16 protein-coding genes are annotated in these 20,059 nt (G+C 57.8%); 6 read left to right on the forward strand and 10 right to left on the reverse strand.

Features of this window, described 5'->3' with window-relative positions; all coding sequences use genetic code 11:
- The first annotated feature begins 26 nt into the window (after positions 1-26).
- Entirely contained in the window at positions 27-578 is a 552-nt protein-coding gene (yjgA, locus tag E0L20_RS12105; RefSeq protein WP_131634150.1) for a ribosome biogenesis factor YjgA, read from the forward strand.
- A gap of 49 nt (positions 579-627) precedes the next feature.
- Here yjgA and mpl read toward each other — a convergent pair whose 3' ends face one another.
- Positions 628-2,004 carry a UDP-N-acetylmuramate:L-alanyl-gamma-D-glutamyl-meso-diaminopimelate ligase gene (gene mpl, locus E0L20_RS12110; protein WP_131634151.1) on the reverse strand — a complete coding sequence of 459 codons (1,377 nt, stop codon included), beginning with the start codon at positions 2,002-2,004 and terminating at the stop codon, positions 628-630.
- Positions 2,005-2,202: 198 nt separating this feature from the next.
- Between mpl and fbp the strand changes: the two genes are divergently transcribed.
- Together fbp and E0L20_RS12125 are read left to right on the forward strand one after the other, a co-directional pair.
- A complete protein-coding gene (gene fbp, locus E0L20_RS12120; protein WP_131634153.1) occupies positions 2,203-3,201 on the forward strand; it encodes a class 1 fructose-bisphosphatase in 999 nt (332 codons plus the stop codon).
- A gap of 151 nt (positions 3,202-3,352) precedes the next feature.
- Entirely contained in the window at positions 3,353-3,709 is a 357-nt protein-coding gene (locus E0L20_RS12125) for a helix-turn-helix domain-containing protein (protein ID WP_131634235.1), read from the forward strand.
- On the opposite strand, the gene E0L20_RS12130 is transcribed toward E0L20_RS12125, so the two are convergent.
- From E0L20_RS12130 to ytfQ, 5 genes are all read right to left on the reverse strand, one after another.
- The gene (locus E0L20_RS12130; RefSeq protein ID WP_131634154.1) at positions 3,681-5,252 is read right to left on the reverse strand and encodes a methyl-accepting chemotaxis protein; all 1,572 of its coding nucleotides are present in this window, start codon (positions 5,250-5,252) and stop codon (positions 3,681-3,683) included. The genes E0L20_RS12125 and E0L20_RS12130 overlap by 29 nt on opposite strands.
- A 93-nt stretch (positions 5,253-5,345) precedes the next feature.
- Positions 5,346-6,347, reverse strand: a complete 1,002-nt coding sequence (gene yjfF, locus E0L20_RS12135; protein WP_131634155.1) for a galactofuranose ABC transporter, permease protein YjfF — start codon at positions 6,345-6,347, stop codon at positions 5,346-5,348.
- Positions 6,334-7,359: a galactofuranose ABC transporter, ATP-binding protein YtfT gene (gene ytfT / locus E0L20_RS12140; protein ID WP_165500711.1), complete on the reverse strand. Its 1,026-nt coding sequence runs from the start codon at positions 7,357-7,359 to the stop codon at positions 6,334-6,336. The genes yjfF and ytfT overlap by 14 nt, the downstream gene beginning before the upstream one ends.
- A gap of 10 nt (positions 7,360-7,369) precedes the next feature.
- Entirely contained in the window at positions 7,370-8,872 is a 1,503-nt protein-coding gene (gene ytfR / locus E0L20_RS12145; protein WP_131634156.1) for a galactofuranose ABC transporter, ATP-binding protein YtfR, read from the reverse strand.
- 130 nt (positions 8,873-9,002) lie between these two features.
- Positions 9,003-9,959 (reverse strand): galactofuranose ABC transporter substrate-binding protein YtfQ, encoded by a 957-nt coding sequence (gene ytfQ / locus E0L20_RS12150; RefSeq protein ID WP_131634157.1) that lies wholly within the window; start codon positions 9,957-9,959, stop codon positions 9,003-9,005.
- A gap of 309 nt (positions 9,960-10,268) precedes the next feature.
- Here ytfQ and ppa point away from each other — a divergent pair, with 309 nt between their 5' ends.
- Positions 10,269-10,799 carry an inorganic diphosphatase gene (gene ppa, locus E0L20_RS12155; protein ID WP_010427397.1) on the forward strand — a complete coding sequence of 177 codons (531 nt, stop codon included), beginning with the start codon at positions 10,269-10,271 and terminating at the stop codon, positions 10,797-10,799.
- Positions 10,800-10,923: 124 nt separating this feature from the next.
- On the opposite strand, the gene E0L20_RS12160 is transcribed toward ppa, so the two are convergent.
- Genes E0L20_RS12160 through tamA form a run of 3 tightly spaced genes read right to left on the reverse strand, consistent with a single transcriptional unit; the run spans position 10,924 to position 16,777 of the window.
- A complete protein-coding gene (locus tag E0L20_RS12160; protein WP_131634158.1) occupies positions 10,924-11,268 on the reverse strand; it encodes a gamma-glutamylcyclotransferase family protein in 345 nt (114 codons plus the stop codon).
- A gap of 2 nt (positions 11,269-11,270) precedes the next feature.
- Positions 11,271-15,047, reverse strand: a complete 3,777-nt coding sequence (tamB, locus tag E0L20_RS12165; RefSeq protein ID WP_131634159.1) for an autotransporter assembly complex protein TamB — start codon at positions 15,045-15,047, stop codon at positions 11,271-11,273.
- Entirely contained in the window at positions 15,044-16,777 is a 1,734-nt protein-coding gene (gene tamA, locus E0L20_RS12170; protein ID WP_131634160.1) for an autotransporter assembly complex protein TamA, read from the reverse strand. Before tamA ends, tamB begins: the two co-directional genes overlap by 4 nt.
- 224 nt (positions 16,778-17,001) lie before the next feature.
- Here tamA and msrA point away from each other — a divergent pair, with 224 nt between their 5' ends.
- A complete protein-coding gene (gene msrA, locus E0L20_RS12175; RefSeq protein ID WP_131634161.1) occupies positions 17,002-17,643 on the forward strand; it encodes a peptide-methionine (S)-S-oxide reductase MsrA in 642 nt (213 codons plus the stop codon).
- On the opposite strand, the gene E0L20_RS12180 is transcribed toward msrA, so the two are convergent.
- Positions 17,644-18,702, reverse strand: a complete 1,059-nt coding sequence (locus E0L20_RS12180; RefSeq protein WP_131634162.1) for a LacI family DNA-binding transcriptional regulator — start codon at positions 18,700-18,702, stop codon at positions 17,644-17,646.
- 192 nt (positions 18,703-18,894) lie between these two features.
- On the opposite strand from E0L20_RS12180, the gene E0L20_RS12185 reads away from it, so the two are divergent.
- Positions 18,895-20,046 carry a Gfo/Idh/MocA family protein gene (locus E0L20_RS12185; protein WP_131634163.1) on the forward strand — a complete coding sequence of 384 codons (1,152 nt, stop codon included), beginning with the start codon at positions 18,895-18,897 and terminating at the stop codon, positions 20,044-20,046.
- Positions 20,047-20,059 lie beyond the last annotated feature (13 nt).

The following is a 20,059-nucleotide window of genomic DNA, read 5'->3' on the forward strand; positions in this document are numbered from 1 at the left end:
TAGCCTCTTTTTTTAAGGAGCCTGACATGACTAAGCAGCCCGAAGACTGGCTCGACGACGTTCCCGGTGATGACATCGAAGACGAAGATGATGAGATCATCTGGGTCAGTAAAAGTGAAATTAAACGTGACGCCGAAGAGTTAAAACAGCTTGGCGCAGAAATGGTAGAACTGGGTAAAAACGCGCTGGACAAGATCCCGCTCGACCAGGATCTGCGCGATGCCATTGAACTGGCACAGAAAATCAAGAAAGAAGGCCGTCGTCGCCAGCTTCAGCTCATCGGGAAAATGCTGCGTCAGCGCGACGTAGATCCGATCCGCCAGGCGCTGGACAAGCTGAAAAACCGCCACAACCAGCAGGTTGCGTTTTTCCATAAGCTTGAGCAGATCCGCGATCGTCTGATTGAAGAAGGCGATGATGCCGTACCTGAAGTGCTGAACCTGTGGCCGGATGCCGACCGCCAGCAGCTGCGTTCATTGATCCGCAACGCGAAGAAAGAGAAAGAAGGGAATAAGCCGCCGAAGTCCGCGCGCCTGATTTTCCAGTATCTGCGCGAGCTGTCTGAGAACGAAGAGTAACCCCTCACCCTAACCCTCTCCCCAAAGGGGAGAGGGGACTTTTATACCGCTACTCTGCGGCCGCTTCCGCTTTCTTCGCCAGACCGTCCAGCAGCTTCTGATGGATGCCACCGAACCCGCCGTTGCTCATCACCAGAATGTGGTCGCCAGGCTGTGCGGCTTTCACCACCATATCCGCTAAGACATCCACGTCCGCGCTCCAGTGCGCAGGCTGAATGCAGGCGTCGGCGACTTCCGCCACCTGCCACGGAATATGCTGCGGCTGCAGCAGGAAGACCTCGTCGGCACGTCCTAACGACGGCGCGAGATCGTCTTTGCAGATGCCCATTTTCATGGTGTTAGATCGCGGCTCCAGCACCGCAAGAATGCGCGCAGTGCCGCCCACTTTACCGCGCAGGGCGGCAAGCGTGGCCAGAATAGCCGTTGGGTGGTGCGCGAAATCGTCATACACGGTCACACCGTGGGCTTCACCGCGCAGTTCCAGACGGCGACGGGCATTGATAAACGAGCCCAGCGCATTGGCCGCATCCGCAGGCAGCACGCCCACGTGACGCGCGGCGGCAATCGCCATCAGGCCGTTGTGCATGTTGTGCTCGCCCACCAGGCCCCACTTCACCTCACCCACTTTCTCGCCGTCGAGCAGCACTTCCCACTCGGAGGCATCCGCGTTGAGTTTTTTCGCCTGCCAGTGGCCCTGCTCGCCCACCAGCTCCTGCTCGCTCCAGCAGCCCATCGCCATCGTCTGCTTCAGGTTGATGTCATTCTCCGGCAGGATGATGCGGCCCTGACCCGGCACGATGCGCACCAGGTGGTGGAACTGTTTCTGGATGGCTTTCAGGTCGTCAAAAATATCCGCATGATCGAACTCAAGATTGTTGAGGATCAGCGTGCGCGGGCAGTAATGGACGAACTTGGATCGTTTGTCGAAGAACGCGCAGTCGTACTCGTCGGCTTCGATCACGAAGAACGGGCTATCGCCCAGGCGTGCAGAAACGTCGAAATTACCCGGGACGCCGCCGATCACAAAGCCCGGCTTGTAGCCGCAGGCTTCGAGGATCCAGGTTGCCATCCCGGCAGTGGTGGTTTTGCCGTGCGTGCCGGCTACGGCAACAACCCAGCGGTCGCGCAGGACGAAATCATGCAGCCACTGCGGGCCAGACATGAACGGAATATTACGTTCCAGCACCGCTTCAACGCACGGATTACCGCGGGTCATGGCGTTACCGATAATCACCAGATCCGGCTGTGGATCAAGCTGGCTGGCATCGTATCCCTGAATAAGAGAGATACCCTGCTTCTCCAGAAGCGTGCTCATCGGCGGATACACATTGGCGTCCGAACCTGTCACCTCATGGCCAAGAGAACGCGCCAGCATTGCCAGCCCGCCCATGAAAGTGCCACAAATCCCCAATATATGAATGCGCATACGTCACTATCCTTCTTCAATGTGGCGCACATTTTACTCACATGTCAGCGGCAGTAAAACGCATTTCAGGAAATTCCGTATCCTGCTGGCGCGATTCACCTCTGCGCTAATATTTGAATGTTTGTTAAGATTGTTGGGCTTTAGTCGTTTTAGTGAACATACGATCGCTCTACTCACATAAGATGCAGGGAAAGTGTTATGAAAACGTTAGGTGAATTTATTGTCGAAAAGCAGCACGAGTTCTCTCATGCTACCGGTGAACTCACTGCTTTGCTGTCGGCAATAAAGCTGGGCGCTAAGATCATCCACCGCGATATCAACAAGGCCGGACTGGTCGATATCCTGGGTGCCAGCGGTGCCGAGAACGTTCAGGGCGAGGTTCAACAGAAGCTCGACCTGTTCGCAAATGAAAAACTGAAAGCTGCACTGCGCGCGCGCGACATCGTTGCGGGTATCGCCTCGGAAGAAGAAGATGAAATTGTCGTTTTCGAAGGGTGCGAACACGCAAAATACGTTGTTCTGATGGACCCTCTCGACGGCTCCTCCAACATCGACGTGAACGTCTCTGTTGGCACCATTTTCTCCATCTACCGCCGCGTCACGCCGGTTGGCACACCGGTAACGGAAGAAGATTTCCTCCAGCCGGGCAGCAAGCAGGTTGCGGCGGGCTATGTGGTGTATGGCTCATCCACCATGCTGGTCTACACGACCGGCTGCGGCGTTCACGCCTTTACCTACGATCCGTCGCTGGGCGTTTTCTGCCTGAGCCAGGAACGTATGCGCTTCCCGCAGAAGGGCAACACTTACTCCATTAACGAAGGTAACTACATCCGCTTCCCGAACGGCGTGAAGAAGTACATCAAATTCTGCCAGGAAGAAGACAAAGCCACGCAGCGCCCGTACACCTCGCGCTACATCGGCTCTCTGGTTGCAGACTTCCACCGCAACCTGCTGAAGGGCGGCATTTACCTCTACCCAAGCACCGCCAGCCACCCGGACGGCAAGCTGCGTCTGCTGTATGAATGCAACCCAATGGCGTTCCTGGCCGAGCAGGCGGGCGGCAAGGCGAGCGACGGTAAAGAGCGTATCCTGGACATCGTGCCGGAAAGCCTGCACCAGCGTCGTTCGTTCTTCGTGGGCAATGACCATATGGTTGAAGATGTTGAACGTCTGATCCGCGAGTATCCGGACGCGTAACGCACCTTTCAGGGGAGCCACTTCGGCTCCCCAACTCATTTATATATTTTACCGTATAAGTGTTTATAAAAAACGCGCTTTAACATTCATCACTGCTCCTGCATTATTTCCATAACAGTTTGACCGTTATTTCGTGGAGCATCACGTCGTGATAAATAATTATTCTCGTGCCAATACCGGCATTGATTTAAATCTTATTCCTGTTTTTATTGAAGTGGTCCGCTGCGGCAGCATGGCGAAGGCGTCGGTACGCCTGGAGATGTCTCGCCCGGCGGTGAGCCTGGCGTTAAAGCGGTTTAATCAGCTGTTTGATGAGCCGCTGTTTTTCCGTAAAGGTTTATTTCTTGAACCGACCGAGAAAGCTTTAGCGCTCACCTGTTCTCTGGAAATATTAATCGGTAATATTCACGATAATATGCGTGAAGCGAATTCAGGGAAAAATAAAACCCTGGCACAGCCTGTACCAGGGCCGGAGATATTTATCCCGCAGTCTGAACCGTCAGCTTAAATGATGACATGGCTTCCATCAGCTCCCGCGACTGCTCTTCCAGCGAGCGCGTCGCGGCGGAAGATTGCTGAACCAGCGCCGCGTTTTGCTGGGCGGTTTCATCCATCTGGTTCACCGCAATATTCACCTGCTCAATACCGCGGCTCTGCTCCTGAGACGCGGTCGCAATTTCGCGCATCAGCCTGGTCATACGCATCACTTCCGTTGCAATTTCGTCCATCGTTTCGCCAGCCTGCTGCGCCAGCTCGCTGCCCTCATTCACGTGGGTTTGCGAATCGCTAATAAGCGAACGGATCTCTTTTGCGGCATCGGCGCTGCGGCTGGCCAGGTTACGTACTTCACCCGCCACAACGGCAAAACCGCGCCCCTGCTCGCCCGCGCGCGCCGCTTCCACGGAGGCGTTAAGCGCCAGAATATTGGTCTGGAACGCAATGCCGTCAATCACGCTCAGGATGTCGGCGATACGCGCCGAGCTGCCTGAGATATCGCGCATTTTTTCAATTACGTAGCAGACCATCTCGCTGCCGTGGTCGGCAGTATCGGACACGGATTTCGCCATCTGGTGCGCCTGCTCCGCGTTATCGGCATTGAGCTTCACCGTGGCGGTAATCTCTTCCATGCTGGCTGCCGTCTGCTCCAGCGACGTCGCGTTGGATTCCGTGCGCTGGGCAAGGTGCATGTTCCCCGCCGTCAGCTCGCGGCTGCCGACATCAATTTGCGAGCTGGCATCGCGCACGCGCAAAACCGAGCCCATCAGCGACTGGCGCATCTCTTCAATGGCCGCGTTCAGGCGGTTGAATTCCTGGCTCGCCGGGGCGTTCAGCGTGTGGGTTAAATCGCCTGATGCCACGTGCTCAAGCTGGGAAATCGATGCCGAGAGCGGCTTGAGGAGCATGTGACGCAGCACCAGCCAGGCCAGGACGATAATCCCCGCCGTCAGCAGCGCCGCCACGACGATCAGGATCAGCACCCGCGTTTTGCTCGCCTGCACCGCGCTAACTTCCGCTTTCCCGCGCGCTTCGCTCCACGCCTGGAACGCCTGCATGTCGTTGTCAAACTGCTTCGCGACCGGGATCAGCGTATTCTCCAGCAGATCGTAATAACCGTCGGCGCTCTGGTCGTTAAGCGCTTTCAGCATCGGGTTGATCCCCTGCTGGTTGTACGCCGCCAGACTCTTCGCCACGTTATCCAGCAGCTTTTGTCCCTGCTCGTCAGCCACGCCGCCGTCGATCACGCCCTTCAGCGTTTTCTGAGCCAACGCGACTTCCTGATTGATGTTTTTTACCGATTTGGATGCATCGTCCAGCAGACCGATTTCCATCATCCTGACGGCCTGGCCCGCCTCATTGCGCGCGCGCAGGATCAGGGTATAGCCAGAGTTAAGCTGCACCATCTGCTCACCCTGAAGGTGGTTGATGCGCTGGAGCGAACTGGAACTCTGCGTGAGGGCATAAATGCCGATGCCGCTGACAATCAGCAGCAGAAGGGTCATAACGGCCAGTAAAGAGAGCAAGCCGGTACGAATCGATAGCGTTTTAAGCATGATGTTATTTCCGGTAGCGAGATATTTCTTGGCGTAAAAGAAGAGTATCGGCTGCTACCGGAAAATGTTTAGTCTTTAAGCAAATTCATAGTGTTATAGCTTTGTTGCTGACGTGCTCACGCGCGTAACAGGCGAGCTTTGGCGGTTCTCCCAGAGCACCGTCAGGCCGCGCTGCAGGGCGATAAAGATAAACAGCAGAACGCCGATGGCGATCTTTGTCCACCACGAGCTGAGCGTGCCGTCGAAGTTAATGTAGGTCTGAATCAGCCCCTGGATCGCCACGCCGAACAGCGTGCCCAGCACCGTTCCCACGCCCCCGCTGAGCAGCGTGCCGCCAATCACGACGGAGGCAATCGCGTCCAGCTCCACCCCCACGCCCGCCAGCGCGTAACCGGCCTGGGTGTAAATTGAGAACACGATCCCCGCCAGCGTTGCCAGCCCGGTCGAGAGCATATAGATGCGGATGGTGGTGCTGCGGGTGGAAATGCCCATCAGGTTGGCCGAGGTGGCGCTACCGCCAATGGCGTAGACCTGATTGCCAAACCGGGTGCGGTGCGCCAGGAAGATCCCAATCACCACCACGCCCAGCATCAGCAGCCCCATCGCGCTCAGGCGACCGCCGCCGGGAATTTTCCACGCCAGGCTTGAGAGCGTGTCGTAGATCGGATGGTTAATCGGAATCGACTCCTCCGACACCAGATAGCTCACGCCGCGCAGGAAAAACATGCCCGCCAGAGTGATGATAAAGGCCGGAATTTTCAGCGCGTCGATCAGTAGCCCCATAAAAGCGCCGAACGCGCAGCCCATGACCAGCACCAGCGGGAATGCCACCAGCGGCGAGATGCCCCAGAACCCAATGGCTTTTGCGAGAAATACGCCGGTAAAGGCGATCACCGAGCCGACGGAGAGATCGATTCCGCCGGAGAGGATCACAAAGGTCATCCCGACGGCGATGATGCCCAGAAACGCGTTATCGGTCAGGATATTGCAAATCACGCGCGTGGAGGCAAAGCCGGGGAACTGCGTAAGGCAATACAGGTAGCCCAGCACAAACACGCCCAGCGTGATCATCAGCGGTAAATTACGTTTTATCATGGCCACGGATCCCCTTAATGATGCTGACAAAGCGCGGCGACTGAACGATCAGCACGCAGAGCACGACCACCGCTTTCACCACCTGGTTAAGCTCCGGCTGGAAGCCAGAGAGCAGAATGCCGGTGTTCATCCCCTGAATAATCAGCGCCCCTACTACGGAGAGCAGCAGGTTAAAGCGGCCCCCCATCAGCGATGCACCGCCAATGACCACCGCCAGAATGGCATCCAGCTCCAGCCAGAGTCCGGCGTTGTTGGCATCGGCGCCGCGAATATCCGCGGCGACAATAACCCCGGCAATCGCAGCGCAGACGCCGCTCAGCACGTAGGTCAGCATCACCATCAGCCGGGTATTCACCCCGGCGTTGCGCGCGGCGCGAATGTTAATCCCCACCGCTTCAATAAACATGCCGAGCGCCGTTTTGCGGGTAACAAGCCAGAACGCCAGCAGCGTCACCAGCGCAACGATCACCGGCGTCGGGAAGAAGAGAAAATTACCGCTGCCGATCCACGCCAGGCTCGGAGAGTTAAAGGTGACGATCTGCCCGGAGGTAATGAGCTGCGCCACGCCGCGTCCGGCCACCATCAGTATCAGCGTGGCGACAAAGGGCTGAATTTTGAGAACCGCCACCAGAATGCCGTTCCACAGCCCGGCCAGTACGCCTGACCCCAGCGCGGCCAGCAGCACGACAGGCAGACTATGTCCGGCCACGGTCATCGAGGCGGCGGTAGCGCCGGCGATGGCCATCACCGCGCCAACGGAGAGGTCAATCCCGCCGGTGGCAATCACCAGCGTCATGCCAATCGCCAGCAGCGCCACGGGGGCAGCGCGGTTTAAAATGTCTATCGGGCTGCCGAACAGGCGGCCATCCTGAATGATGATCTGGAAGAAATGCGGCGAGACCAGGCTATCCACCAGCAGCACCAGCAGCAGCGCAGCGATTTGCGGCGTGCCGGTCGGCCAGCTGAAGCGGCGCTTTGACTCGCCGGTTTGCGAAAGGGAACGGGGCATCACGATTAACTCCTTACGCCGCGATGGCATTCATGATTGCCGGAACGGACAGCTTATCCAGCGGGATCTCTGCCACCTGTTTGCGATCGCGCATGATGATGACGCGATCGGCATAGCCCACCAGCTCTTCCAGCTCGGACGAGATCACCAGCAGCGCCAGCCCGTCCGCACAGAGCGTCTCGATCAGTCGAATAATTTCGGCGTGCGCCCCCACGTCAATGCCGCGCGTGGGCTCGTCGAGGATCAGGAACTGCGGTTTGGTCAGCAGCCAGCGCGACAGCAGCACCTTCTGCTGGTTGCCGCCGGAGAGAAACTCGATGGGCTGTTCCGCGCTCGGCGTGCGGATGCCCAGCTGGCGGATAAAGCGCTCGGCAATGGCGTTCTGCTCTTTGCGGGGTATCGGGCGCAGCCAGCCGCGCTGCGCCTGCAGCGCCAGAATGATATTTTCCCGCACCGAGGCGGCGGCAATAATGCCGTCCGTTTTCCGGTCTTCCGGGCAGAAGCCGACGCCCAGACAGGAGGCCTGATGCGGCGACCGCAGGGTTTGCGGTTTGCCCTTGATCAGCGCGCTGCCGCTGTCGGCAGGCTTGATCCCGAAGATCACCTCGGCGGTTTCGGTGCGACCCGAGCCCAGCAGGCCCGCCAGCCCGACGATCTCGCCGGGACGGACCGCCAGGCTGAACGGCGAGATAACGCCTTTTTTGCCGTAATCGCTGAACGCGGCGACCGGTTTATCGCTCAGCAGCGTGCGGCCTGCGCGCTGAAGCGCGTTGGTTTCCAGCTCGCGGCCCAGCATCATTTTGACCAGCTCAATCTGCGGCAGCTCGCGGGTTTCGCGGCAGCCGACAAAGCTGCCGTTGCGCAGCACCGTGATTCGATCGCTCACCTCATACACCTGATCGAGGAAGTGGGTGACGAAGATCAGGCTTACGCCCCGATCGCGCAGATGGCGCATCAGGGTAAAGAGCATTTCCACTTCCTGGGTATCGAGGCTGGCGGTGGGTTCGTCGAGGATCAGCACTTTGGCCGAGAGATCGATGGCGCGGCAAATGGCGACGATCTGCTGCATCGCCACGGAAAAGCGGTTCAGCGGCTCGCGGACGTCGAGGGAGAAGCCGTACGATTCCATCAGCTTTGTCGCCCGCGCCTCCATCTCTTTGCGGCGCAGCAGGCCAAAACGGCGTGGCTCACGGCCAATAAACAGGTTGTCCGCCACCGACATGTTCGGCAGCAGGTTCACTTCCTGGTACACCGTCCCGATCCCCAGCTGCTGGGCGTGGGCGGTATTTTTTGGCGAAATGGCGTTGCCTTCCAGCCAGATGGTGCCGCGATCCGCGTGATACACGCCGGTCAGGGCTTTGATCAGCGTCGATTTACCCGCACCGTTCTCGCCCAGCAGCGCCATAATCTCGCCGCGCCGCAGGCTGAAATCAACGTTATCCAGCGCCTTCACGCCGGGGAAGAATTTACTCAAGCCCTCTGTGCGGAGGATTTCCTGGTGTTGTGCTGTAGTCATGGTTCCCCCTCACCCTGACCCTCTCCCCGGAGGGGAGAGGGGAGAGATCGTGCCAATCTTTAATTTTCTGCCCAACCTGCCCTTTGCCCTCTCCCCTCTGGGGAGAGGGCAAGGGTGAGGGGCGAGGAACTTAGTAGCCCATATTTTTCTTCTTCTCTAACTCTTCTTTCGCCGTATCCGGCAGGTAGAGCGTGGACTTGGTGACCGTCACTTTCTCTGGCATCGTGCCGTCTTTCTTGAATTTCTCCAGCGCGTCAAATGCCGGGCCCGCCATGTTCGGCGTCAGCTCGACGCTGGCGTTGGCTTCGCCGTCGATCATCGCTTTGTAGATGTCAGGCACGCCGTCGATAGAGCCGGTGAGGATATCTTTGCCCGGCTTCAGGCCCGCTTCCTTAATGGCCTGGATGGCCCCGATCGCCATGTCGTCGTTGTGGGCGTAAACCATGCAGATGTTCTTGCCGTTGTTTTCAGCCTTGATAAAGCTTTCCATGACCTCTTTGCCCTTGCTGCGCGTAAAATCGCCGGACTGCGAGCGGATAATCTTGATGTTTGGCGCTTTGCCGATAGCCTCAGCGAAGCCTTTCTTACGGTCAATCGCCACGCTCGCGCCGACGGTGCCCTGAAGCTCAACGACGTTACACGGCTTGCCGTCGACCTGTTTTATCAGCCAGTCGCCAATCAGCTGGCCTTCGAGCACGTTGTTGGCGGTGACGGTGGTCATATAGAGAGATTTGTCTTTCACATCGATGGAACGATCGAGCAGGAAGACCGGAATTTCTGCGTCTTTCGCTTCCTTCAGTACCGGTTCCCAGCCCGTTGCCACGACCGGCGCAATGAAGATGGCGTCCACGCCCTGGGCAATAAAGGAGCGTACCGCCTTGATTTGGTTCTCTTGTTTTTGCTGACCATCAGCAATTTTCAGCGTGATACCGCGTTTCTCGGCCTCGCTTTTCGCAACGTTGGTTTCCGCCGCGCGCCAGCCGGATTCAGATCCGACCTGCGAGAATCCTACGGTTAAGGGTGCGGCCATCGCCATAGACGACATGGCTGCCGAAACTGCTGTGACAAGAAGTAAGCGCTTCCACATATGAACGTCCTCGTAGGGGTGTTTATCGTTGGTTAAAAGGTGTTCTGCGAAATGACTATAGCCAATGATATATGTAACGAATTGCGTTACATCACACTTCAGAAAAGTGAATGAAACGTTAATCACAAGTTTGTAATCGCTTTCATTTCAGCATTTAAAATGCAGCTGAGTTTATGGATTTTCCTGCCATGGAAACGGTCTGAAAAGTGAGACAAACGAGGCGAGAGGGCAAAAACAGGCGGAGACATTCAGCGCCAGTTGGCTATAATACCTGCCACTTGTTTACCATCCATTTTAAAGGACACAGACATGAGCTTACTCAACGTCCCTGCGGGTAAAGAACTGCCAGAAGACATCTACGTTGTTATCGAAATCCCGGCTAACGCAGATCCTATCAAATACGAAGTGGACAAAGAGAGCGGCGCCCTGTTCGTAGACCGTTTCATGTCTACCGCGATGTTCTATCCGTGCAACTACGGCTACATCAACCACACCCTGTCTCTGGACGGTGACCCGGTTGACGTGCTGGTCCCAACGCCATACCCGCTGGAGCCAGGCTCCGTCATTCGCTGCCGTCCGGTTGGCGTGCTGAAAATGACCGACGAATCCGGTGAAGATGCGAAGCTGGTTGCGGTACCGCACACCAAGCTGAGCAAAGAGTACGATCACATCAAAGATGTGAACGACCTGCCAGAGCTGCTGAAAGCGCAGATCACTCACTTCTTCGAGCACTACAAAGACCTCGAAAAAGGCAAGTGGGTTAAGGTTGACGGCTGGGACAACGCTGAAGCTGCGAAAGCAGAAATCATCGCGTCCTTCGAGCGCGCGGCTAAGAAGTAATTCTGACTGCCGATCCAAAAAAGCCCCGCGAGTCGGGGCTTTTTTGTGGCTGGAGAGTTTCGCGCAGCGCCAGCCTGCAAGAGGCGCAAAAAAACAACGCCACCTTTCGGTGGCGTTGTTTTTATCAGTACTGGTCTCTGTCTAACCAGTTACCGCTTTCAATCCGCGTTAACCCATCGACCGGACGCTGGTACACGTACATCCACGCACTTCCGTACGGCGTCTGGATCAACTGGCGTGCGTATTCACCGCCCCTGGTGCGCAAGGCATCAAGTTCGGCAAGCGTAGCATTATCAATACGATAAACCTCACCCTGTACCGTTCCTTCCCCCGGAACCGCGCCTGGATAGTGGCCCAGACTGTACAACTGGTAGTTATCGATATTGTAATTCCCCAGCAGCAAGGCATTGGTCATCCAGTGACTGTTGCCCTGCTTGGTTCGTAAACTGCCGTAAACAAATATTCGCATTGCTAAAACTCAAACTGATAGAGCAGATCAAGTGCCTGATCTATGCCAGACACTGCTTCCAGATATAGCTTGGGCATCAGGCGATAGCGTAACGTGAGTGTTGCCAGTGAGTCAAAGATCCCCACGCCATATTTTACCTGCAGACCCGGCAGTACGTAGCCGCTGACCACCACCTGCGAGGAGTCACCCACGCCCTGGGTGTCCAGCGCCAGATTGCTTACGCCGAACGTCTCGCCGATTTTACCCACAACCTGACCACTTTGTGCAACCCCCAGGCCGACTAACATTGACGTCATCGCCGCACTGTCGCTTTGACCGCTCTCCAGGCCTTGTCCACGCAGCAGGTAAGAAAGTGCCTCCTGCTGCGACATCGCCGGGTCGGAGAAGATTTCCGCCTTCGGCTCGTCGGCAGAGCCGGTCACGCGCACGCCGGCAATCACGTCGTCTTCGGTCGCATCCGGGTTACGAATCGCTTCGATGTTCAACAAAGGCTGATCCGGCGGGCCAGAGAACAGCAGCTCACCCTTACGCACAATCAGATCCTGACCATAGGCGTGGAAACGCCCCTCAGGAATATTGATCTGCCCGTTCAGGCCAAGCCCTTGTTTATCCTGGGCCACTTTCAGATCGCCCGTCAGCCTCGCCTTCAGCCCAAACGCATCCAACCGCACGTTATTCCCCACGTGCACGATAAGATTACTATTGATCGGTATGCCCGCGCTCTTCTCCTCGACAGGTTTCAGATTATCACTGAGCATAACTTCATCACTGGAGACGCCAACCGCGCTTTCCGGCACGTCGTGAACCACGATACGCGCCCAGGGAACGTCGACGCGTCCATCCAGGGTGAAGAGGCTTGGCGTCGCGACGAAGACCACATCAGGCGAGACGTCCAGGCGCACCATCGGCGGAACGGTAATACGCACCCGGCTGCCCTTCGCCGCGATACGGGCACGCCAGTTATCAAGCTGGCTCCAGTCGGCGTCACCGCTCAGGTTGATCTGCCCCTGCTGGGTCAGCACCGATCCGCTGAGCGTCGAGCTCATGCCGTTGAAGTTCATTGCAATCTGGCTCGGCTGCATATCAAACGGCATAAAGTTACCGTCGATATCCACGCCGTTTAGCTGCATCTGGCCAAACAGCTGCGGGCTTTGCGCACTGCCGGCCAGGCGCAGGTTTGCATTGAGCATCCCGGCGGCTTTTTCCCCGCGAGAAAAAATTGGGTTTACCATCGCGAGGTTGAAGTTACGGACATTGACGTTGCCGCCCAGATTGCGTCGACCCTGCGGATCGGTAATCTGCACCTGCCCGTCAAACTGGCCGTTGTTGGTCAGGCGGATAAGCCACTCCAGCTGCGCACGGTTATTGTGCAGGTCGGCGCTCAGGTTCAGGGTGTCGAAAGCGACCGGCAGCGGCGCATCATTGACCGTCTGCGTCACCTTCACGTTACGCCCGGAAAGCGTGACGCTCCCCTGAGGCAGCCCCTCTTTGGTGGTGTCCCACGCCACGTCCGCTTTTCCACTGAACACGCCGCTGGCCTGGGTGGTATCCGGCATAAACGGTTTCAGCATCGCCAGATCGAAGCGGTTGAGATTGATCTGCGCGCGCCCTTCCGCGCCCGCATCAATGGTTTGCGGTACGCACAGCTCGGCGTTCGGGTTGGTCCAGCAGTGTGGCCCAATGCTGATCTTCTGCTCGGCGTTGCGGTAGTCCAGCGCGATGGAGCGCGACAGAGCCAGCGGCCCGACCGGTGTATTGAAACGCGTATTATCCAGCGTCCCTTTCCAGCGTTCTTCCTTGCGGTCGAAGCTGCCTGTCAGGTGCAGCTGGCCGGAGACCGGTTCGCCCTGCACGCGCAGCTGGAGATCGTGCTGCTTCTCGTTCCCTTTGGCGTCCAGGGTGACCAGATTAATGTTCACGTCCGGCTGAGAAATGCGCTCCACGCGCAGGTTCAGGTTACCGCCAATCTGATCGGTGGATTTCACATCCCCTTCTACGCGAACGCGGGCCACGCTCAGCTCCTGCCAGCGCAGGTTATTGGCGGTAATGTCCGCCAGCAGCTGCGGCGCCTCCACGGTACCGCGCACCTTCACCAGCCCTTTCGCCGTACCGCCAAGTCCAGGCAGGGCGTTGTCCAGATTCGGCGCGTCGATGGTGGCGTCCAGATCGAGATCCTTCACCCCCAGCTCGCCTTTGATGTCCGCCGTGTTGCGGCCCAGCGCCACGTGCAGACCCGGGATCACCCACTGCAGGTAGCTGTTGCCCTTAACGGAACCTTCAACGTTGACCTTATTCTGCTTCACGTTACCGGTGAGCTTGATTTCCGGCACGTCCATCTGCCACGTGCCGCCGTACAGGCTGCCGCGCGTTTTGATCAGGCCGTCCAGCTTCGACGGCCAGTCCGGCACCTCTTTGGCGGTGTTGATGCCCGTCAACTTCAGCTCGCCGCGCCAGCTGATCGCCTGCTGCCAGTCGAGCAGCGCGGTCAGCTCGGTTTTCCCTTCCAGTGCCGCGACGGTCAGCTTATCAAGGTTAACCTGCTGTTCATTCCCCTTCGCGTCCAGCGTGATGTTCGCGGGCGGCACGCCCTGCCCCTTCACCGCCGTGCGGAACGACAGGGTGTAATCGGTCATCTTGCCGCTCAGCTTCAGCTTCAGGTCATCGGCCTGGAACTGTTTTTCGCCGGTGAACGGCCAGTAAAGCTGCTGGCTGACAATCTCCAGATTGATCGGTAAACCGGCTTCCGCCAGCTGGGTTTGCCCCCGCAGGACCATATCCACCGGGCCGGAGAGATTCACGCCAAACTCGAGCTTATCGCGCAGCGCGCCGCCAACCTTCACCTTCACCTTTTCGCCTTTCAGCGGATCGATGTTGAGCGCGCTGTTGAGCGTAATGTCCACCGGCCAGTTATCCCGCAGCAGGGCATTCCCCGACGCGTTAACCGAGCCCTGATTGGTGTCGATATCCAGCGCGTCGAGCTTCATGTTGCCGTCAATGCTGCTCACTTTAAGCAGCATGTTGAAGACCGTCAGATCGGTATCGCCGGTCAGTCGAAGCTGCTCACCTTTAAACTCTTCAATGTTGAGGTTCAGCGGCAGATGAACGTCGGTCATCTCGGGCAGGACGGGCTTCGAGAAGAGGTCTTTCAGCGTTTCGCCCAGCGGCTTCTCTTCCGGCTGCGGGTTCTGGATCTTCGGCTCGACGATCTCTTCCTGCGCCACGTCGGCCACTTTTGGCAAGGCAATCAGCAGCCCCTGCAGGGAGGTTGGCGTCAGGGTGAGGTTTTTCTCCTGCCAGCGCAGGCCGGAGGTGAAATCCATTACCGATACGGTGGTGTCGTCGATCTTGATATTGACGTTATCCAGCGCCACCCGATAGAGCGCAATCGGGTACGGCGTTGAGAGGTTCAGCGGGCCGCTATCCTCTTCTTCGACAGGCGCCGACTTGGGCATTTTTTTCGAATCTATCGCCACGTTGACATCTTTTAGCGAGAGATCGTTAACGCAGAGCTTGCTGTCTTTGAGGCAGCCGAGCTTCACCGCCAGGTGGAACTCCCCTGCGTTCACCGCCACGCCGGGCTGTTCATAACGAATGTTTTTGAGGCGCAGATCGCGCCAGCCGCCCGTCACCTGACCAATTTCCAGACCCGGTACCCAGCGGTTAGCCGCGTTAAACAGCAAATGCAGACCGGTCGTCGTGCCGACCAGAAACGCCACCGTGCCGAGCAGCAGCACGATGAATATCAACACGCCGAGGCTTATCTTCTTCCATAAACTCATAATTCAGGCCCCAGACCGATGTAAAACTGTAATCCGTGTTCGTCTTTGTCGCCCACCGGGACGGCGAAGTCGAGCTTGATCGGCCCGACGGGCGACTGCCAGCGCACGCCGACGCCCGCGCCGGTTTTGAAATCGCTGCGGCGGATATCATTCACCGCCTCGCCGCCGTCGACAAACATTGCGCCCCACCATTTTCCGCTGACGTTGTACTGATACTCCAGCGAGCCGGTCGCCAGCTTGGACGCACCGGTCAGCTGGCCTTTGCTATTTTCCGGCGAGATGGATTTGTACTTATACCCGCGAATGCTGCGGTCGCCGCCGGCGAAGAAACGCAGGTCCGGCGGAACGCGTTCGAAATCGCCGGTTTCAATCCAGCCGAGGTTGCCGCGCATCACGAAGCGGTGTTTGTCATACAGCGTCCGGATCCAGACGTTTTGCGCCTGAACGACGGAGAAATCCACGTCTGAGCCCCAGGCGGAGTTGGAATAGTCGATGGAGTACCGCTGCGAGTCGCCCCAGACGGGCATCAGCCCTCCGCGCGAGCGGGTACGGCTAATCATCACGCCCGGATAAAGCAGCATGGTGGTGTTGGTGACGTTTGCCTGGGTAAAGTGGTCAAGGCTCCAGCGCAGGTTGATGGCGCGCTGCCAGCCGCTGGAGAGGTCCCAGAATCGCGACACGGCGAGCGTGGTGGAATCCTGCTCGGTGTCGTTCAGGTCGGTGCGCTTAAAGCCCCCCTGCAGCAGGTAATACTGTTCCAGCGGGTTTTTCAGCAGCGGCATTTTGTAGCTGAAGTCGAGCTGCTGTTCCGGCGCGGAGATGCTGGCGCTGGTGGTCAGGCTGTGGCCATAGGAGTTCATCCACGGTTTTTTCCACGTCGCCTTCACGCGCGGGCCTACGTCCGTCGAATAGCCAACCCCGGTCTCAATCGTGTTCTCGGTGCGCGGCGAAACAACGCCGTGCAGCGGCAACACCTTGGTTTTGCGCGCGTGATCGAACTCCGGCGCGACAACAACCGAGTTAAACCAGCCGGTCGCCGACAGGCGGCGGTTCAGCTCGCCCAGATCGCTCGACTGGTAGTAATCGCCTTTTTTGAACGGCACCAGGTTCTGCAGATACTCTTCGCGGATTTGCGAGCCTTCAAAGGTGACATCGCCAAAGCGATAGCGCTCGCCGCTGTCGAAATCGATATCCCAGAACGCCTGACGTCGGCCTAATGCAACGCCAAGCTGGCTTTTGTTGAACTGGCTGTCGAAATAGCCCTTGCGCAGCGACACGCTGGTGAGCGATTTTTTGAAGTGGTCGTAATCACCGTGGTTCAGCACGGTGCCCACCTTCGGGCGCTCGCTGAGCAGATCCAGATAATCCCGGTCGGTGCGCGCGCCGCCGCGCAGCACCACGTTGGTGCCGCCAATCAATACCGGCTCCCCCGGCGAGACGCGGGCAATCAGCACCTGCCGCCCTTTGGCCGGAGGTGGACGTAAATCGAAATCAATGGTGGGTTCGTAATACCCCAGCGCTTTTAGCCCTTCACGGATCGCGTCATCTACGCGCGCGCGAAAACGCCGATCCGGCGTGACTTCATCGCTCTGGATCGTCGACAGCTGCGCGCGCACGTTTTTTTCCAGCGCCCCGGATAACCCCTCAACCTGCAAACGGACATTCGCCGCGCTGGCAATCCCGCTTGTCAGCAATACGCTGACTAGACATAACTGGCGGATTTTTGTCACGTTTTCTCCTGAATATCCCTGTTTCCACCCTGGAAGCAAATGAAGTGCCGCTCCGCGGCTCAATACGGCCTGTTAGCCAAAAACCCAATTCGCGGGTTGAAAAAGGGTGTAACACCCAAATATTTCTTATGATTAAATCTAGTCTCATTCAGCGCATTTATTGTGTTCAATTAAACGCGTCGTGACAACCTTAACCGAAACATCGCTACCCGGGAGGCCCCACCGTGAGTTTATTCGACAAAAAGCATCTGGTTTCGCAAGCCGATGCGTTACCGGGACGCAATACCCCTATGCCAGTGGCAACGTTACACGCCGTAAACAACCATTCAATGACAAACGTTCCTGATGGAATGGAGATTGCCCTGTTCGCGATGGGCTGCTTCTGGGGCGTCGAGCGGCTCTACTGGCAGCTGCCGGGCGTTTACAGTACCGCCGCAGGTTACACCGGTGGCTATACGCCAAACCCAACCTACCGCGAAGTGTGCTCCGGCGAAACCGGCCACGCTGAAGCCGTGCGCGTGGTGTACGATCCTGCCATCATCAGCTACGAACAGCTGCTGCAGGTCTTCTGGGAAAACCACGACCCGGCCCAGGGCATGCGTCAGGGCAACGATCGCGGCACCCAGTATCGCTCTGCAATCTATCCGCTCACGCCTGAGCAGGACAGCGCAGCGCGCGCCAGCCTGGAGCGATTCCAGAAGGCCATGCGTGACGCCGGCGATACGCGTGAGGTAACAACGGAAATCGCCACCGCGAAGCCGTTTTACTATGCCGAAGACGATCACCAGCAGTACCTGCACAAAAACCCGTACGGCTACTGCGGCATCGGGGGCATCGGCGTGTGTCTGCCGCCACAGCTGGCCTGATTACTGGTCTAGCGCCACGCGAGCCGCGTGGCGCGTGGCATTACTCACCGAACCATAATCCATCACTTTCCCCTGCAGCAGCAGGTTATAGACCGGAGCCTGGGGTCGATTGAGCCGCGTTTGCAGCAGTTGAACGGCCTCAATACCCAGATCCCGGCAGGGCACGGTTACGCCCGTCACCGGTTTTTCCAGGCGGTGCTCCAGATTCCACGCAAAATCGGTCGTGATAAGCGAGATATCCTCCGGGACGCGCAGCCCGTGCCGCTGCAATGCCCGAAGCACGCCTTCCGTCATGCTGGTGCTGTTGGGGAAAATCACCTCTGGCCATTGTGAACGGTCATGGCGCATCAGCCACTCATCCAGCGCCCGCTCGGCCTCTTCTGCCGTAAACCACTCCGTCACCAGTAAATCGCGCTGCGGGTCAAAGGCGACGTGGAAATGACGATACGCCTCTTTGATGCCGTCGAGTCTGGCATAGAGCGTATCACGGCGCAGGCAGGTCAGCGTGAGCACCCGCCGGTGCCCCTGCTCGAAAAGATATTGCATGGTGGTAAAGCCAATCGCGCGGTGATCCGGCGAAACGGAATCCAGCACCCGATCCCTGTCGACGGAATTAATTAATACGCAGGGTTTATTAAGCGTACTGGCCAGTTTAAAAATGGTGGAATCATCCGTGCCAATGATAATTATCGCGTTAATATTTTTATGGCTGGCCTTTTCGAGAAATAATTTTACATCGGCGTGTTGTTCTTCCAGCCCGCAATAACTGACCCACACATTGTGCGGCGCGCTGGCTTCGGCGATCCCTTTAGTCACTTCCAGATAAAAAATATCGCCGCGCCCCTGAAAGGTTCTTTCCGGGGCAAAAACAGCGATACCGTTAATCAGCAGCCGCCCGCTCGCCATCGACTCAAGCACGCCGAGCTCGCGCGCGGTGCGGACAATCGCGTCGCGCGCCTTATCGCTGGTGTAAGACTTGCCGCTGAGCACTCTGGAAACCGTACTGACCGAGTACCCCGTCAGGGACGCGATCTCCTCCATTTTTAACCTGCCAGCCATAGTGTGACCTCGCTCCCAATCAGTTTTTGCAAATATTTGCAGAAACAGCGCTTTGATTTTAAAACCAAATTTCAGAAACGTTAGAGTTTACTTATTGACCTTGCGAGTATTCTCACAAAAACACATTGTCGCTACGGTCCGCCTTTCTTATTTTCCGGTCATCACTCTTTTCGACTGAAATTAAGGTGTGACATGGAGAAGGTACGTTTTGGCATTATTGGTATAGGTAATATCGGTACGGTCCACGCGCGCTATTTGCTGGCAGGTACCGTCAGCGACGCCTGCCTGACTGCGGTTTGCGATCATGCTCCGGAAAAACATCCGGCCATTCGCCAGCTGGTGGGCGCCATCCCGCTGTTCAGCGACGCGCAGGAGATGCTCCAGTGCGGGCTTATCGACGCGGTCATCGTCGCGACCCCGCACTACGAGCACCCGCGCCTGTCGATGCTGGCCATGCGCAACGGCATTCATACCCTGTGCGAGAAACCGGCGGGCGTGTATACGGCGCAGGTGCAGGAGATGAATGCCTGCGCGCACGAGTGCGACGTGGTGTTCGGCATCATGTACAACCAGCGCCCTAACCCGCTCTATCAGAAGGTTAAAGAACTGATCGACAGCGGCGAGCTGGGTGAAATCCGCCGTTCAAACTGGATCATCACCAACTGGTATCGCTCGCAGAGCTATTACAACTCCGGCGGCTGGCGCGCCACCTGGAAGGGCGAAGGCGGCGGCGTGCTGCTCAACCAGGACCCGCACCAGCTCGATCTCTGGCAGTGGCTGGTGGGTATGCCGGTACGCCTGCGCGCGTTTTGCCAGTTCGGTAAGCATCGCGATATCGAAGTGGAAGACGAGGTCACCGCCTACGCCGAATATGCCAACGGGGCCACCGGCGTGTTTATCACCACCGTCGCCGAAACGCCGGGGACCAACCGCCTGGAGATCGTGGGCGATCGCGGCAAGGTGGTCGTGGAAGAAGGGAAGCTGCGCTACTGGCGGCTGCGTGAATCCGAAACGGCGTTTAACGCCCGCTGGCAAAACGGTTTCGGCGAGCCGGAATGCTGGGAAGTCACCCTTCCCGTCGCGCCGGAATGCAGCGAGCACTACGTCATCACCGCCAACTTCTGTGCCGCCATCCTGCGCGGCGAGCCGCTGATCGCGCCCGGTCTGGAAGGCATTCGCGGCTTAACGCTTTCCAACGCCATGCACCTTTCCACCTGGACGGACGACTGGGTCGAACTGCCGCTCAACGAGAAACAGTATCTGCGCCTGCTCCAGCAGCGCATTAACACCTCAGTAGACAAAGAGGCCACCAGCGTCACGCTGGACGCCTCGGGCAGCTGGTAACCCGGGAGAATAA

Source organism: Enterobacter wuhouensis (genome assembly GCF_004331265.1).
Lineage (GTDB): Bacteria > Pseudomonadota > Gammaproteobacteria > Enterobacterales > Enterobacteriaceae > Enterobacter > Enterobacter wuhouensis.